The organism is Methylobacterium brachiatum (genome assembly GCF_900113845.1).
GTDB lineage: Bacteria > Pseudomonadota > Alphaproteobacteria > Rhizobiales > Beijerinckiaceae > Methylobacterium > Methylobacterium brachiatum.
Map to the genome: position 1 here is coordinate 233,906 of NZ_FOQW01000003.1, position 15,977 is coordinate 249,882.

Here is a 15,977-nt window from a genome sequence, read left to right on the forward strand (position 1 = left end):
CGACCATGTCCGACCGTCCGCGCAGTTCCCAATCCTGGATGGGCGCCGCGATCGCGGTCGGCCTGTTCGGCATCGCCGTGGCACTCTCCGGCCGTCTCGAACTCCCGCTGATCCTCGTCGGCCTCGGTGCCGTCTGCATCGGCGGCTGGCTCGGCGGCCGCGGCCAGGAGGCGCCGCGCCCGCGACCGGCGGCGACCGCCCAGCGCCACGCGATCGCCGAGGCGCTCCTCGCCCACGTTCCCGACCCGGTCATCCTGGTGGACCGCCGCACCCTCGTGGTGGAGGCCAACCCGGCGGCCCGGGCGCTCCTGCCGGCCCTGCATCAGGCGCGGCCCCTGTCCTTCGCTCTGCGCAGCCCGGAAGTCCTCGACGGGGTCGAAGCGGTCCTCAGCTCGGGCATGCCCCGCCGCGTTCCCCTGGCGACCCGGGTGCCCCTGGAGCGGACCTTCGAGGTCCAGATCGGCGCCCTGCCGATGCCGGACGGATCGGGGGTGAGCGCCGTGCTGTTCCTGCGCGACCTGACCTCGGCCCGGCGCCTGGAGGCGATGCGGGTCGATTTCGTGGCCAATGCCAGCCACGAGCTGCGCACCCCGCTCGCCACGCTGATCGGCTTCATCGAGACCCTGCAGGGGCCGGCCCGCGAGGATGCGCAGGCCCGCGAGCGGTTCCTGGAGATCATGCGCGTCCAGGCCCTGCGCATGACCCGGCTGATCGACGACCTGCTGTCGCTGTCGCGGATCGAGCTGCGCGAGCACGTCGCGCCCACCACCGTGGTCGATCTCGGAGCGCTCGCCCGCCAGATGGTCGACGCGCAGGGGCCGCCCGCCGAGGCGCGGGGCGCCACGGTGCAGTTCGAGGACGGGGCCGGGCCGTATCCGGTCCCCGGCGATGCCGACGAGCTCGCCCGGGTGATCGAGAACCTGATCGAGAACGCCGTGAAATACGGGGGCGGCCATGTCGGCGTCGCCCTGTCCCGGGAAGAGGATCCCCGGCTCGGGCGCCGGATCGTCCTGTCCGTGACGGATGACGGCCCCGGCATCCCGCCCGAGCACATCCCGCGCCTGACCGAGCGCTTTTACCGGGTCGACGTGGCCTCGAGCCGCGCCCGGGGCGGCACGGGCCTCGGCCTCGCCATCGTCAAGCACAGCCTCAACCGCCACCGCGGCCGCCTCGCGATCGAGAGCACGGTCGGGCAGGGGACCACCGTGCGCGTCAGCCTGCCGGAATACGGCGCCACCGCCGAGCTGCCGCGCGCGGCCGATCAGACGTAGGGGCCGATCCCGAGCGCCGTCTCCACGCGGGTGATCCAGGGGCGGAGGGCCGGGTAGGGCGCCAGGTCGAAGCCGCCCTCGTGGGCCATGCGCGTGTAGGCGACCAGGGCCACGTCGGCGAGCGTCAGCGCGTCGCCGACCATGAAGGCGGAGCGTTCGAGCGTCCCCTGCATCAGCCGAAGGGCGTCCGCGCCGCGTTCCGCGAGCCTCGGATCGAGCGTGTCCGGCGCCCGCTTCAGGTAATGGAGCTGGTAGCGGCGGACCGCGATGTAGGGCTCGTGGCTGTACTGCTCCCAGAACATCCATTGCAGCATGCGGGCGCGGGCGCGCGCCGCCTCGGGAATGAGGCCCGAGCCTTCCGCGAGATGGAGGATGATCGCGTTCGATTCCGACAGCGTCTCGCCATCGGGAAACACCAGGAGCGGGACCCGGCCGGCGGGGTTCAGCGCCAGGAAGGCCGGTTCCCGCGTCCCGCCGCCCGGCACATCGACGGTGCGCCAGACCGAGGGAATGCCGAGATGATCGGCCACCCATTTGACCTTGAGGCAATTCCCGGAGCCGGGATCGCCGTAAAGGGTCAGGGGTTCCGTCATCGGATCTCTCGCGCGTGGTGCGCAGGAAATCTGTCGGGCGCGTCGCGATTTGGCAATGCGATTCGGCTGGCCCTTGACCTTCCCATCATGGGAAGCCCCATCTGAGCCGGCATGGATGCCCCGATCGGAACCGCCCCCGTGCCCGAACACGTCTCCTTGAGCTTCCCCGTCGAGGGGATGTCCTGCGCGTCCTGCGTCGGCCGCGTCGAGCGCGCCCTTAAAGCCCTGCCCGGCGCCCGGGACGTGGCGGTCAACCTCGCCACCCACCGCGCCAGCCTCGTCCTCGACGGTGGCGCGCGCCCGGCCGACGCCGCCGCGGCGCTGGCCGAGGCCGGCTACCCGGTCCCGGAGACGCAGAGCGTGATCGCCGTCGAGGGGATGTCCTGCGCCTCCTGCGTCGGCCGGGTCGAGCGCGCGCTCGCAGCCGTGCCGGGCGTGAGCGGCGCCAGCGTCAACCTCGTCACCGGCCAGGCCGCGATCCGCCATCCGGAGGGGCTGGTGGCGACCTCCGATCTCGTCGCGGCGGTGGAGGCGGCCGGCTACGAGGCGCGCCTGCTCGATGACGGGCCGCGGATCGACCCTGCGGCCCGGCAGGAGGCCGAGGGCCGAGCCCTGCGGCGCGACGCCATCGCGGCGGCGTTGCTCTCCGCCCCCGTGGTCGTCCTCGATATGGGCGGCCACATCCTGCCGCAGCTCCATGGTGGCTCGGTCACGGCCCTGGTCCAGGCCGCCCTGGCCACCCTGGTCCTCGCCTGGCCCGGGCGGCGCTTCTTCCTGCGCGGCGTACCGGGGCTGCTGCGCGGCCACCCGGACATGAACGCCCTCGTCGCCCTCGGGGCCGGGGCCGCCTACCTCTATTCGCTGGTCTCGGCCCTGGCGCCGGGCCTGCTGCCCGCAGGTGCCGCGCATCTCTATTTCGAGGCCAGCGTGCTGATCGTCACGCTGATCCTGCTCGGGCGAACCCTGGAAGCCGGCGCCCGGGGCCGGACCGGCCAGGCCATCGCCCGGCTGATGGATCTGGCGCCCAAGACCGCCCGCGTCGTCCGCGACGGTACCGAGGTCGAGGTGGGGCTGGCGGAGCTGCGCATCGGCGACGTGGTCCGCGTCCGGCCCGGGGAGCGGGTCGCCGCGGACGGCGCGGTCCTGTCCGGCACGAGCCACGTCGACGAGAGCATGGTCACGGGCGAGGCGGTTCCCGTGCGCAAGGGGCCGGGAGACCGGATGGTCGGCGGCACCCTCAACGGGCGCGGCAGCCTCGACCTGCGGGTCGATGCGGTCGGCGCCGCCACGGTGCTCGCGCAGATCGCCGCCATGGTCGAGCGGGCACAGGGCGGCAAGCTGCCGATCCAGGCGCTGGTCGATCGCGTCACCGGGCGCTTCGTGCCGGCGGTGATCGGGATCGCCCTCGCGACCTTCCTGGGCTGGCTGGTCCTCGCCCCGGCGCCCGCCCTCGGGCCGGCCCTGGTCAACGCCGTGGCCGTGCTGATCATCGCCTGCCCCTGCGCCATGGGGCTCGCCACGCCCACCGCCATCATGGTCGGGACCGGCCGCGCCGCGAGTCGCGGCATCCTGTTCCGCGACGGCGCGGCGCTGCAGCGCCTGCGCGACGTGCGCGTCGTGGCCTTCGACAAGACCGGGACCCTCACCGAGGGCCGCCCGCGGGTGACGGATGTCGTGGCAGGGCCGGGCCTCACGGAGGACGCGGTGCTGACCCTGGCTGCCGGGCTCGAGAGCCGGTCCGAGCACCCGCTCGCCGGCGCCGTCGTGGCCGCGGCCCGGGCCCGGGGGCTCACCATCGCCGATCCGGCCGACTTCGAGGCCCTGGACGGTTTCGGCGTCTCCGGCGAAGTCGCCGGGCGGAGCCTCGCCCTCGGCGCGCCACGCTATCTCGACAGGCTCGGCATTGCTCGGGACCCGGACCTCACGGCCCGGGCCGAGCGCCTCGCACGCGCGGGCAAGAGCCCGATCCATCTCGCCCTCGACGGTCGCCATGCCGCCCTTCTGGCCGTGGCCGACCCGGTGAAGGCCGGAGCCCGCGAGACCGTGGCCGCGCTGAGGGCGCAAGGCCTCGTGGTGGCGATGGTGACGGGCGACGACCCTCACACCGCTGCCGGGGTCGCGACGAGCCTCGGGATCGCCGAGGTCGCGGCCGGGATCCTGCCCGGCGGCAAGGTCGAGACGGTCAGGGCTTTCCGGTCGGCGCACGGGCCCGTGGCCTACGTGGGCGACGGCATCAACGATGCCCCGGCCCTCGCGGAGGCGGGTGTCGGCCTGGCCATCGGCACCGGCACGGACATCGCCGTCGAGAGCGCCGACGTGGTGCTGATGTCGGGGGATCCGCAGGCGCTCGTGGAGGCGCTGGCCCTGTCCCGGGCGGTGATGGCCAACATCCGGCAGAACCTGTTCTGGGCCTTCGCCTACAACGCCGCGCTGATCCCGGTGGCCGCGGGGCTGCTGGTGCCGTTCGGCGGCCCGGCCCTGTCGCCGGTGCTGGCCGCCGGCGCGATGGCCTTCTCGAGCGTCTTCGTGCTCGGGAATGCCCTGCGGCTGCGCCGGGCCGGCGGGCGGCCCTTACCCGCCGAGCAGCCGGCGCTGGCGCCGAGGGCCGCATGAGCGAGGGAGCCATCACGATCGGCGAGGCGGCGCGGCGCACGGGCGTCTCGGCCAAGATGATCCGCTGGTACGAGGCGACCGGCCTGCTGCCGCAGGCGACCCGCTCCGAATCGGGCTACCGCCACTATGACGAGGCGGATCTGCACACCCTGCGGTTCGTCCGCCGTGCCCGCGACCTCGGCTTCAGCGTCGAGGCCATCGCGGATTTGCTCGCGCTCTGGCGCGACCGCGCCCGGCCCAGTGCTGGCGTGAAGGCGATCGCCGAGGAACAGATCGCGGATCTGCGTCGCCGCATCACCGAGCTGGAGGGCATGGCCCGGACCCTGGAGCGCCTGGCCGAGAGCTGCTGCGGCGACGACCGGCCCGAATGCCCGATTCTCGACGACCTCGCGACGGAGGACAGGCCGCCTGCGCCGCGCCGGCAAACCTCGCCCTTGGCGGCTCTGGGGCCCCGCTCGGCCCACCGGCGCGACAAGCGTGGCCGTTGACGGCGCGACTGGCCCCGGCTTTGCTGGTCCGGCACCGACCTGAAGGCCACGAAAGCCCGGACTCATGCCCGTCCTCGAACGGATCCGCGATTTCGCCGACACGATGAAGGCGTGGCGGCACGATCTGCACGCCCACCCGGAGCTGCTCTACGACGTGGAGCGGACCGCGGGGTTCGTGGCCGATCGGCTCCGCGACTTCGGCTGCGATTCGGTGGAGACCGGCATCGGCCGGACCGGCGTGGTCGGGGTGATCCGCGGCAACGGCCGGAACTCGAACCGCGCCATCGGGCTGCGTGCCGACATGGACGCCCTGCCGATCCAGGAGGTCCGGGACCTGCCCTACCGCTCCACGGTGCCGGGCAAGATGCACGCCTGCGGCCACGACGGGCACACCACGATGCTGCTCGGGGCGGCCAAGTACCTCGCCGAGACCCGGGATTTCGACGGCGCCGCGGTGCTGATCTTCCAGCCCGCCGAGGAGGGCGGTGGCGGCGGCGAGGCGATGGTCGAGGACGGCCTGATGGAGCGGTTCGGGATCGAATCGGTCTACGGGATGCACAACATCCCCGGGATGGCGGTGGGCACCTTCGCGATCCGTCCGGGGCCGATCATGGCCTCGACCGACCGTTTCACCATCACGATCGAGGGTCGGGGCGGCCATGCGGCCCTGCCGCAGAACGCCGTCGACAGCGTGCTGGTGGCGAGCCACGTGATCATCGCCCTGCAGAGCATCGTGTCGCGCAACCTCCATCCGCTGGAATCGGCCGTCGTCTCGGTCTGCGCGCTCGATGCCGGCGAGGCGTTCAACGTGCTGCCGCAGAGCGTCACCATGCGCGGCACCATGCGGACTTTGTCCCAGGCGGTGCGCAGCCAGATCAAGGCGCGGATCGAGACCCTGGTGGCGGAGATCGCCGGCGGCTTCGGCGCGAAGGGCGTCGTGGAATACGGCTCGAGCTATCCGGTGACCGAGAATCACCCGGCCGAGACGGACTTCATGGCCGGCGTGGCCGAGGCGCTGGTCGGGCCGGAGAATGTCGACCGGACCGTCGCGCCGATGATGACGGCGGAGGACTTCTCCTACATGCTCGGCCGCCGCCCCGGCGCCTACATGTTCATCGGTAACGGCGACAGTGCCTCGCTCCACCACCCTCATTACGACTTCAACGACGCCGCGACCCCGTACGGGGCTTCGCTGTGGGCGCGTCTGATCGAGACGGCGCTGCCCCTGACGGCGTGAGCCCGGCGGGCGCCCCCGGCCTTCCGAATCCGACCCTGAGACAGGCCGTCCCGGTCTGGCTGCGGGTTGCGGCGCTGTCCTTCGGCGGGCCGGCCGGCCAGATCGCCGTGATGCACCGGATCCTCGTGGAGGAGCGACGCTGGATCTCCGAGCGGCGCTTCCTGCACGGGCTCGGCTTCTGCACGCTTTTGCCCGGCCCGGAGGCGCAGCAACTCGCCACCTATATCGGCTGGCTGATGCACGGGCCCGCCGGTGGCCTGGTCGCGGGCGGGCTGTTCGTGATGCCCGGGCTCCTGGCCCTGATGGGCCTGAGCTGGCTCTACGTCCTGTACGGCACGATCGATCTGGTCGCCGGCCTGTTCTTCGGGCTCAAGGCAGCGGTGCTCGCCATCGTGCTGCACGCGCTCTGGCGCCTCGGCGGCCGGGCCTTGCGTGGGCGGACGGACCGCCTCATCGCGGGCGCCGCCTTCGTGGCGATCTTCGCCCTCGCCGTACCCTTCCCCCTGGTCGTCGTGGTGGCGGGCGTGCTCGGCCTCGTGCTGGGGCGGAAGCCCGCGCCGGCTCCGACCCCCGCGGAGGCCGCGGCGTCTGGCGAGGCCGGATTCCTGATCGGCGAGGCGATGCTGCCGCGGGAGCGCGCGGGGCCGGCGGATTCGCTGCGCGTCGGCGCCCTCTGGCTGGCGATCTGGCTCCTGCCGGTGGTGGCGCTGCTGGTTCTGCCCGGCCCGGCCCCGGTCTTCGGGCAGGTCGCGCTGTTCTTCTCGAAGATGGCGGTGGTGACCTTCGGGGGCGCCTACGCGGCGCTCGCCTATGTCGCCCAGCAGGCGGTGGAGCATTACGGCTGGCTGCGGCCGGGCGAGATGCTCGACGGGCTGGGGCTCGCTGAGACGACGCCCGGGCCACTGATCATGGTGCTCCAGTTCGTCGGCTTCCTGGCCGGCTACCGGGCGCCCGGCACCCTGCCGCCGCTGCTGGCCGGAACGCTGGCCGGCCTGCTCACCACCTGGGTCACCTTCGCGCCCTGCTTCCTCTGGATCTTCGCCGGAGCGCCGCTGATCGGGCGTCTGCGCGGCAGCCGGCTGCTCGCCGGGGCCCTGTCGGCGATCACCGCCGCGGTGGCGGGCGTGATCCTCAACCTCGCGGTCTGGTTCGGGCTGCGGACGCTGTTCGGCGCGGTTCGGACGGTGCCGCTGGGGCCGCTGCGCCTGGACGTGCCCGTGCTCGCGAGCCTCGATCCCGCCGCCCTCGTGCTGACGCTGCTGGCGGTCCTGGCGGTCTTCCGGCTGAATCTCGGGGCGCTGCCGACCCTGGCGCTCTGCGCCGGGGCCGGGATGCTGCTGCGGCTGTCGGGCCTGGCCTGACGGGCGCCGCTCAGGTCCCGTAGCGGGCCTTGAGCAGTGCGTAGGTCAGGCGCGCGGTCTGGACCTCGCCGCCCTCCGGCCGGGCCGGCTTGGTCGAGGGATTCCAGCCGTAGAGGTCGAAATGGCCGTGCGCCTTCGTCTTGGGCGCGAAGCGGCGCAGGAACAGCGCCGCGGTGATCGCGCCGGCGAACGGGCCCCCGGACACGTTGTTGAGGTCCGCCACCTTGGAGTCGAGCAGGCTCGCGTAGGGGGCGTGCAGCGGCATCCGCCAGATCGGGTCGATCGCCGTCCGCCCGGCCTCCGCGACGGAGGCGGCCAGGCCCTCGTCCTCGGTGAAGAACGCCGGGAGATCGGGACCGAGCGCCACCCGGGCCGCGCCCGTCAGCGTCGAGAAGTCGAGGATCAGCTCGGGCCCCTCCGCGTCGGCGAGCGCCAGCGCGTCGGCGAGGATCAGCCGGCCTTCGGCGTCGGTGTTGCCGATCTCGACGCTGAGCCCCGCCCGGCTGGGCAGCACGTCGCTGGGACGGAAGGCGTTGCCGGAGACCGCGTTCTCCACTGCCGGGATCAGCACGCGCAGGCGGATCCTGAGGCCGGCGCCCATGATCATGTCGGCGGCGGCCAGCGCCACCGCGGCGCCGCCCATATCCTTCTTCATCAGCAGCATGGCGGAGGAGGGCTTGATGTCGAGCCCGCCGGTGTCGAAGGCGACGCCCTTGCCGACCAGGGTCACGCGCGGCGCTTCTTCCGGCCCCCAGCTCAGGTCGATCAGGCGCGGCGCCCGCGGCGAAGCGGCGCCGACCGCGTGGACCAGAGGGAATTCCCGGGCCAGCGCGTCGCCCTGCGTCACCGCGATCGCGGCGCCATGGCGCTCGGCCAGGGCCCGGGCCGCAGCCTCGATCTCGGCCGGTCCGAGATCGTTGGCGGGGGTGTTGATCAGGTCGCGGCCCATCGCGACCGCGGCGGCGATCCGCCCGATCTCGTCGCTGTCGATCCCAGCGGGCGCCACCAGGCGCGCCTTCGTGCCGCCGGCGGAGCGGTAGCGGCCGAAGCGGTAGCTCCCCATCAGCCAGGCCAGCGCGGCCTCGGCGGGGTCGGGGGCGTTCTCCAGGCGGAAGTTTCCGTCCGGCAGCAGGCCCGGCAGCTTCCCGGCGATCAGGCGGTCATAGGCCGGCGCCGCGGTATCGCCGAGGCCGAACAGCACCCGGGCGAGATTGCCGTCCGGGCCCGGCAGCAATGCGAGGCTCCCGGCCTTCGGCTTGAAGCCGAGCGAACGGGCGAAGCTGCTGTGGGCCGGGTCCAGGGCGGCCTCGGCCTCGGACCAGGACGCCGTCGTCACGAGGGTGACCGGCACGGCGGGCGTGTCGCCGGGCAGAAGGGCGGGATGCGTCGCGGAAGCGTCGGCCTGGGTCATGTGCCTCTCGTGGGGCGGTCGGGCCGGCAGCGGCTTAACCGGTGGTTAGGGTTAACGCTCTATCACCGGCCGGCCGGGAGCGTGAAGCGCGAGCCAGAGCCCGCCCGGCCTGTGCCGGCGGAGCGCATCATGAAGACGGCCCCGATCCGGGTCTCCCGAACCCTGGCTTCCAACGTCCGCCGGGCAGGCCTCGCCGCCGCGGCCCTCACGGCGCTGGGTCTTGCCGGCTGCAACACCCGCTCGCCCGAGACCACCGGCTCGATCGGCGATCTGGGCGGGCGCCAGACGGCCGCGCGCCAGGACGCGCCCTCGCGCCAGGATCTCGAGGCCCTGGCCGAGCGGTTCAACGCCAATCCCGGCGACGGGCGGGCGGCCATCGCGTATGCCCGCGCCCTGCGGGTGAACGATCAGGCTGCCCAGGCCTCCGCGGTGCTGCAGCAGGCGGCCCTGCGCAACCCGCGCGACACGTTCATCCTCGGCGCCTACGGCAAGTCGCTGGTCGAGGCCGGCCGCTACCGCGAGGCGATCGACGTGCTCGCCAACGCCCATTCCCCGGCCTCGCCCGATTGGCGGATCCTGTCGGCCCAGGGCTCGGCCTCCGCGCAGCTCGGCGAGCAGGCCCGGGCGCAGAGCTTCTACGAGGCCGCGCTGAAGATCCGGCCGAACGAGCCCTCGCTGCTGTCGAATCTCGGCCTGTCCTACGCCCTGTCGCGCAACCTCGATCAGGCCGAGCAGACCTTGCGGCTCGCGGCCGACCAGCCCGGCGCCGATGCGCGCGTCCGGGCGAACCTCGCCCTCGTGCTCGGCCTCAAGGGTCGATTCGCCGATGCCGAAGCGATTCTGCGCCGGGACATGAGCCCGGAGGAGGCCGCGACCAACGTCGCGTCCCTGCGCAAGCTCGCCGCCCAGCCGAATCGCTTCAAGACGCTGCCGGGCGCGCCGCAGCAGGGCTGATGACAGAGGCGCCGACGCGCTCCGTCCGCGTCTCAGGATGCACCGCGCCATCGAGGCATCCCAGCAGGCCCGACAGGGCCGCGCGGCTGTCATCGCAACCCGGTAGCGGCCAGATTCGAAAAGTTCTATATCGCTTCCTGGCTGCGCCGCGCGGCTCCACGGGCGTCCAAATCGCCCCCGCGCATCGTCCTGCCCGGGCACTCCCGGGGCGGCGCGCGCCCGTCGGGCGCTACACAGGCCGAACACAGACTTCGTAGCGCAGGTCTTGCCTGCGCGTGTTCGACAACCCGCAGCGAGGATAGAACCAGCCGTGCCATCACTCGACAGCTTCAAGGCCCGCCAGACGCTCGAAGCCGGCGGCAAGACCTACACCTATTATTCGATCCCCGAGGCCGAGAAGAACGGCCTCGCCTCCGCCACCGCGCTGCCCTTCTCGATGAAGGTCCTGCTGGAGAACCTGCTGCGCTTCGAGGATGATCGCTCGGTCCGCAAGGCCGACATCGAGGCGACGGTCGGCTGGCTCGCCGAGAAGGGCAAGGCCGAGGTCGAGATCGCGTTCCGGCCCGCCCGCGTGCTGATGCAGGACTTCACCGGCGTCCCGGCCGTGGTCGATCTGGCGGCCATGCGCGACGCCATGGTGGCGCTCGGCGGCGACCCGCAGAAGATCAACCCGCTGGTGCCGGTCGATCTCGTCATCGACCACTCGGTGATCGTCGACGAGTTCGGCACCCCGAAGGCGCTCGCCGACAACGTTGCCCTGGAATACTCGCGCAACGGCGAGCGCTACACCTTCCTGAAGTGGGGCCAGTCGGCCTTCGACAACTTCTCGGTGGTCCCCCCGGGCACCGGCATCTGCCACCAGGTGAACCTGGAATACCTGGCCCAGACCGTCTGGACGAAGTCCGAGGACGGGACCGAGGTCGCCTATCCCGATTCGCTGGTCGGCACCGACTCGCACACCACCATGGTCAACGGCATGGCGGTGCTGGGCTGGGGCGTCGGCGGCATCGAGGCCGAGGCGGCCATGCTCGGCCAGCCGCTCTCGATGCTGATCCCCGAGGTCGTGGGCTTCAAGCTCTCCGGCAAGCTGCCCGAGGGCACCACCGCCACCGATCTCGTGCTCACCGTCACGCAGATGCTGCGCAAGAAGGGCGTGGTCGGCAAGTTCGTGGAGTTCTACGGCCCCGGCCTCGACGACATGGCGGTCGCCGACCGGGCCACCATCTCCAACATGGCCCCGGAATACGGCGCCACCTGCGGCTTCTTCCCGATCGACCAGCGGACCATCGACTTCCTGAAGGTCACCGGCCGCTCCGACGACCGGATCGCCCTGGTGGAGGCCTACGCCAAGGCGCAGGGCATGTGGCGCGACGCCAAGACGCCCGACCCGGTCTTCACCGACACGCTGCATCTCGACATGGGCGAGGTCCGCCCCTCGCTCGCCGGCCCGAAGCGCCCACAGGACCGGGTTCTGCTCGATGCCGCCAAGCCCGGCTTCGCGACCTCGATGGAGACCGAGTTCAAGAAGGCCGCCGATCTCGCCAGCCGCTACCCGGTCGAGGGCACGAATTTCGACATCGGCCACGGCGACGTGGTGATCGCGGCGATCACCAGCTGCACCAACACCTCGAACCCGTCGGTGATGATCGGCGCGGGCCTGCTCGCCCGCAACGCCGTGGCCAAGGGCCTGCGCTCGAAGCCCTGGGTGAAGACCTCGCTGGCCCCCGGCTCGCAGGTCGTCGGCGAGTATCTCGAGAAGTCCGGCCTTCAGGAGCCCCTCGACGCGCTGGGCTTCAACCTCGTCGGCTTCGGCTGCACCACCTGCATCGGCAATTCCGGCCCGCTGCCGGAGGCGATCTCCAAGGCGATCAACGACAACGACGTCGTGGCCGCCGCGGTGCTCTCGGGCAACCGCAACTTCGAGGGCCGGGTGAACCCCGACGTGCGGGCGAACTACCTCGCCTCGCCGCCTTTGGTCGTGGCCTACGCGCTGGCCGGCTCGATGCAGATCGACATCACCACCGAGCCGCTGGGCCAGGGCTCCGACGGCAAGCCGGTCTACCTCCGGGACATCTGGCCGTCCTCGGCGGAGGTCCAGCAGTTCATCGAGGAGAACATCACCTCGGAGCTGTTCAAGCGCCGCTACGCCGACGTGTTCGGCGGCGACGAGAACTGGAAGAACGTCGAGGTCACCGAGGCCGAGACCTTCGCGTGGAACCCCGGCTCCACCTACGTGCAGAACCCCCCGTACTTCGTCGGCATGGAGAAGACGCCCAAGCCCGTGGAGGACATCGAGAACGCCCGAATCCTCGGGCTCTTCCTCGACTCGATCACCACCGACCACATCTCGCCCGCGGGCAACATCCGGGCGGCCTCGCCGGCCGGCGAGTACCTGCAGGCGCACCAGGTCCGCGTGCAGGATTTCAACCAGTACGGCACGCGGCGCGGCAACCACGAGGTAATGATGCGGGGCACCTTCGCCAATATCCGCATCAAGAACCAGATGGTCCGGGACCCGTCCGGCAACGTGGTCGAGGGTGGCTGGACGCTGTTCCAGCCGTCGGGTGAGAAGATGTTCATCTACGACGCGGCGCAGAAATACGCCGCGCAGGGTACCCCGCTCGTCGTCTTCGCCGGCAAGGAATACGGCACCGGTTCCTCGCGCGACTGGGCAGCCAAGGGCACCAAGCTCCTGGGCATCCGGGCCGTGGTCGCCGAGAGCTTCGAGCGTATCCACCGCTCGAACCTCGTCGGCATGGGCGTGGTGCCGCTGGTCTTCCAGGGCGACACGTCCTGGGCGTCCCTGGGCCTCAAGGGCGACGAGACCGTCACCATCAGGGGGCTGTCCGGCGAGCTGAAGCCGCGCCAGACCCTGATCGCGGAGATCACCGCGTCGGACGGGTCGAAGAAGGAGGTGCCGCTCACCTGCCGGATCGATACGCTCGACGAGCTGGAATACTTCCGCAACGGCGGCATCCTGCCCTACGTGCTGCGCTCGCTCGCGGCCTGAACCCTCGGCCAGGCGACCCCCGCAGGGTCGCCTGAACCGTATCGAGGCGGCGCCGATCCGGCGCCGCCTTTTTCATGCGCGGCGTCAGGCTGCGCATCCTGACGGGATTGTCTTGCGCACAACCTTGTTTCGCGCCCGCGGCGCCCCATAACCCGGCTCCCGAAGCAGGACCGGAACCCGATGAAGCATCTCAGCAAGACCCTCGCCGCCGCCGGACTGACAGCTCTGCTGTCGAGCGCAGCCTTCGCCGCGCAGGTCGAGCGCGTCCGCGGCACGATCGACAAGGCCGAGGGCAGCACGCTCACGATCAAGACCGAGGACGGCAAGTCCGAGACCGTCGATGTCGGCGGCGCTAAGTTCGCCTGGGTGGTTCCGTCGAGCCTCGACCAGATCAAGGACGGCGTCTTCATCGGCACCGCCACCAAGGGCGAGAACCCGATGACCGCCCTCGAAGTCGTGCTCTTCCCCGAGTCGATGCGCGGCACCGGCGAGGGCCATTACGGCTGGGACGCGATCACCGACCAGACCGGCGGCGCCGGCTCGAAGGTGAAGAGTGCCATGACCAACGGCACCGTGAAGGCCGAGACCGCCAACGCCCCCAAGGTGAAGAGCGCGATGACCAACGGCACCGTGAAGGCCGATGCGAGCGCCGCCGGCGGCGCCCGCACCCTGACGGTGAGCTACGGCAAGGACGGGTCCAAGGAGATCGTGGTGCCGTCCTCGGCGCCGATCGTCGCCTTCGAGCCGGCCGATAAGACGATTCTGGCCCCCGGCTCCAAGGTCTTCGCCGTCGTCGCCAAGGACGGCGCCAAGGCCGAGGGCAAGCTCGTGGCGGTCGGCAAGGACGGCCTCACCCCGCCGATGTAAGGTTTGGACGTGCGCCCCGGGGTCGGCAGGGCCGTTCCCGGGGCGTGGCCGCCTTCGCGAAGCCTGTGTTTTCGCGTCCGGAGCCCGGGGTTGGGCCCGCCATCCTGCTCTGTCCGCGAGGACGACGCACGCACGTGCACAAATCCTCGGCATGATCGGGCGCTTCGCGCAGGCCGCAGAATCGGGTCGAGTTCTGCAACGGTCCGAACAAGCGGGATATATCGCGCGTGAGGAAGGTAAATTTGCGGACTATTTTGCTTTTTATAGTATATTATGTCTCATTTTAATAATATATACAACCAATTTATCTTGATGCTAAATTGGTCTGTGCCTGTATGGTTTGCTGGCAGGGTAGCGCACAGGGCTTTCGCCGTTGATGTTTCCGTGGTCAAGCTGGAGGATCAGGGATCTAGCTTGCACGATGCGGGGCCGGCGCGATGAAGTTCTTGCGTGACGCAAAAATTCTCGTGAAACTTGCGATCCCGCTTCTGATCGTCGCTCTCGCCGCCGGTGGATTCATTCTCTACGCCCGTGCGAGCCTGATCGCGCAGTCGGAGCAGACGCGTCACATCATCGACGTGCAGGCCAAGCGGCTCGCGCTGATCCTCGGTCTCCAGATCGATGTCAGCGAGATGTCCGTCCAGGCCCGGAACCTCGTCCTCGAGACGCGGGACTCGCAGCTGGCGGGATACGAGACGCGCATCAAGCAGGCAAAGGCGCATGCCTTCGGCCAGATCGACACCCTCGGAAAGCTCGCCGACACGCCCGAGCGGCGCGCGGCCAACGCGGAGCTGAGTCAGACCCTGACGGCGCTCGGGGCGGTCATCGACCGGGTCATCGCCAGCGCGGAGGAGGGCAACAGCGAACTCGGCCGCGACATCCTGCTGAGCGACGGCAATCCGCTGCGTGCGAAGCTCTGGGAGCTGGCCCAGGCGCGGATCGACGTGCTGACGGCCGAACTGCAGCGGGAGCGCGACGCGTCCGAGCAATCCGCGGCCCGCGCGACCCTGACGCTGGTCGCGGCGGCGTCCAGCGGGCTCGTCGCCGCCATCGGGGCGGGCGTCGCCGTCGTCGTCCTCGGCGTGACGGCGCCGCTCAAACGCCTGGTCCGGACCCTCGAGCGCATGGGGCACGGCGAGATCGACAGCGAGATCGCCGAGGCCGCCCGCGGCGATGAGATCGGCGCCGTCGGGCGCGCGGTCGAGGGGATCAAGCGCATGGTCGCCGCGGAGGCGGCCGAGCAGGCCGAGATGCGGCGCCGGGCCGATGCCGCGGCCTCGGCCGAGCGCAGGCGCGCCCGGGCCGAACTGGCCGACAGCTTCGAGCAGGCCATGGTCGGCATCGTCGGCGCCGTGTCGAGCTCGGCGGTCGAGCTGCAGACAGCCGCCCAGGGCATGACCGATACCGCCAGCATCGCGGCGATGCAGGCCGCGACCGTCGCGGCGGCGGCGGAGGAAGCCGCCGCCAATGTCCAGACGGTTGCCGCAGCCGCCGAGGAACTCGGCACCTCGGTCCGGGAGATCGGCCGCCAGGTCACCGGATCGGCCGCGCTGACCCGGACGGCGGCCCAGGAGGCCGGCGAGACGACCCAGCTCGTGCAGGCCCTGAACCAGACATCGGCCAAGATCGGTGAGATGGTCGGGTTGATCGCCAACATCGCCAGCCAGACCAACCTTCTGGCCCTGAACGCCACCATCGAGGCGGCCCGGGCCGGGGAGGCGGGGCGCGGCTTCGCCGTCGTCGCCTCGGAGGTGAAGGAACTCGCCGGCCAGACCGCCCGTGTCACGGACGAGATCACCGGTCAGATCGGCGCGATCCGGGCGGTGACCGAGAACGCCGTGGCGGCCATCGGGGGGATCACCAACCGGATCGGCGAGATCGACGGGGTGACCGCCAGTATCGCGGCGGCGGTCGAGGAGCAGGGCGCGGCGACCCAGGAGATCGTGCGCAACGTCGCCCAGGCCGCCTCCGGCACCGGCGAGGTCACGAGCAATATCGTCGGGGTCGCGGAGGCGTCCGAGGCGACCGGGGCCGCCGCCGCCCAGGTTCTGGGGGCGGCCGCGGCGCTCTCGGACCAGTCCGGGCTCCTGAATGCCGAGGTGGCCCGCTTCCTCAATGGCATCCGGGCCGCCTGAGGCGGCCCCGACCGATCGGCCGGGTCATCCCGGAAGC

11 protein-coding genes are annotated in these 15,977 nt (G+C 71.4%); 9 read left to right on the top strand and 2 right to left on the bottom strand.

Annotated features, from left to right (window positions below; all coding sequences use genetic code 11):
- The first annotated feature begins 5 nt into the window (after window positions 1-5).
- Window positions 6-1,271: an ATP-binding protein gene (locus BMZ47_RS03295; protein ID WP_091858609.1), complete on the top strand. Its 1,266-nt coding sequence runs from the start codon at window positions 6-8 to the stop codon at window positions 1,269-1,271.
- On the opposite strand, the gene BMZ47_RS03300 is transcribed toward BMZ47_RS03295, so the two are convergent.
- Window positions 1,262-1,864, bottom strand: coding sequence for a glutathione S-transferase family protein (locus BMZ47_RS03300; RefSeq protein WP_091858613.1), 603 nt, complete (start codon window positions 1,862-1,864; stop codon window positions 1,262-1,264). The genes BMZ47_RS03295 and BMZ47_RS03300 overlap by 10 nt on opposite strands.
- A 111-nt stretch (window positions 1,865-1,975) precedes the next feature.
- Here BMZ47_RS03300 and BMZ47_RS03305 point away from each other — a divergent pair, with 111 nt between their 5' ends.
- The 4 genes from BMZ47_RS03305 to chrA all read left to right on the top strand — a co-directional run bounded on the left by BMZ47_RS03305 (window position 1,976) and on the right by chrA (window position 7,563).
- Window positions 1,976-4,477 (top strand): heavy metal translocating P-type ATPase, encoded by a 2,502-nt coding sequence (locus BMZ47_RS03305; protein ID WP_091858616.1) that lies wholly within the window; start codon window positions 1,976-1,978, stop codon window positions 4,475-4,477.
- Window positions 4,474-4,965: a Cu(I)-responsive transcriptional regulator gene (gene cueR / locus BMZ47_RS03310; protein ID WP_091858619.1), complete on the top strand. Its 492-nt coding sequence runs from the start codon at window positions 4,474-4,476 to the stop codon at window positions 4,963-4,965. Before BMZ47_RS03305 ends, cueR begins: the two co-directional genes overlap by 4 nt.
- A 64-nt stretch (window positions 4,966-5,029) precedes the next feature.
- A complete protein-coding gene (locus tag BMZ47_RS03315) occupies window positions 5,030-6,202 on the top strand; it encodes a M20 aminoacylase family protein (RefSeq protein ID WP_007568828.1) in 1,173 nt (390 codons plus the stop codon).
- Window positions 6,199-7,563, top strand: a complete 1,365-nt coding sequence (gene chrA, locus BMZ47_RS03320; protein WP_091858622.1) for a chromate efflux transporter — start codon at window positions 6,199-6,201, stop codon at window positions 7,561-7,563. The genes BMZ47_RS03315 and chrA overlap by 4 nt, the downstream gene beginning before the upstream one ends.
- Before the next feature lie 10 nt (window positions 7,564-7,573).
- Here chrA and BMZ47_RS03325 read toward each other — a convergent pair whose 3' ends face one another.
- Window positions 7,574-8,974: a leucyl aminopeptidase family protein gene (locus BMZ47_RS03325; RefSeq protein ID WP_091858625.1), complete on the bottom strand. Its 1,401-nt coding sequence runs from the start codon at window positions 8,972-8,974 to the stop codon at window positions 7,574-7,576.
- 129 nt (window positions 8,975-9,103) lie between these two features.
- Here BMZ47_RS03325 and BMZ47_RS03330 point away from each other — a divergent pair, with 129 nt between their 5' ends.
- The 4 genes from BMZ47_RS03330 to BMZ47_RS03345 all read left to right on the top strand — a co-directional run bounded on the left by BMZ47_RS03330 (window position 9,104) and on the right by BMZ47_RS03345 (window position 15,940).
- Complete coding sequence (locus tag BMZ47_RS03330) at window positions 9,104-9,928, top strand: CDC27 family protein (RefSeq protein ID WP_091858971.1); 825 nt, start codon at window positions 9,104-9,106, stop codon at window positions 9,926-9,928.
- Between the two features lie 310 nt (window positions 9,929-10,238).
- On the top strand, window positions 10,239-12,938 hold the full coding sequence (gene acnA / locus BMZ47_RS03335; RefSeq protein ID WP_007568836.1) for an aconitate hydratase AcnA: 2,700 nt from the start codon (window positions 10,239-10,241) through the stop codon (window positions 12,936-12,938).
- 180 nt (window positions 12,939-13,118) lie between these two features.
- Complete coding sequence (locus BMZ47_RS03340; protein WP_091858629.1) at window positions 13,119-13,805, top strand: metal ABC transporter permease; 687 nt, start codon at window positions 13,119-13,121, stop codon at window positions 13,803-13,805.
- A 437-nt stretch (window positions 13,806-14,242) separates the two neighbouring features.
- Window positions 14,243-15,940 carry a methyl-accepting chemotaxis protein gene (locus BMZ47_RS03345; RefSeq protein ID WP_091858632.1) on the top strand — a complete coding sequence of 566 codons (1,698 nt, stop codon included), beginning with the start codon at window positions 14,243-14,245 and terminating at the stop codon, window positions 15,938-15,940.
- Window positions 15,941-15,977 lie beyond the last annotated feature (37 nt).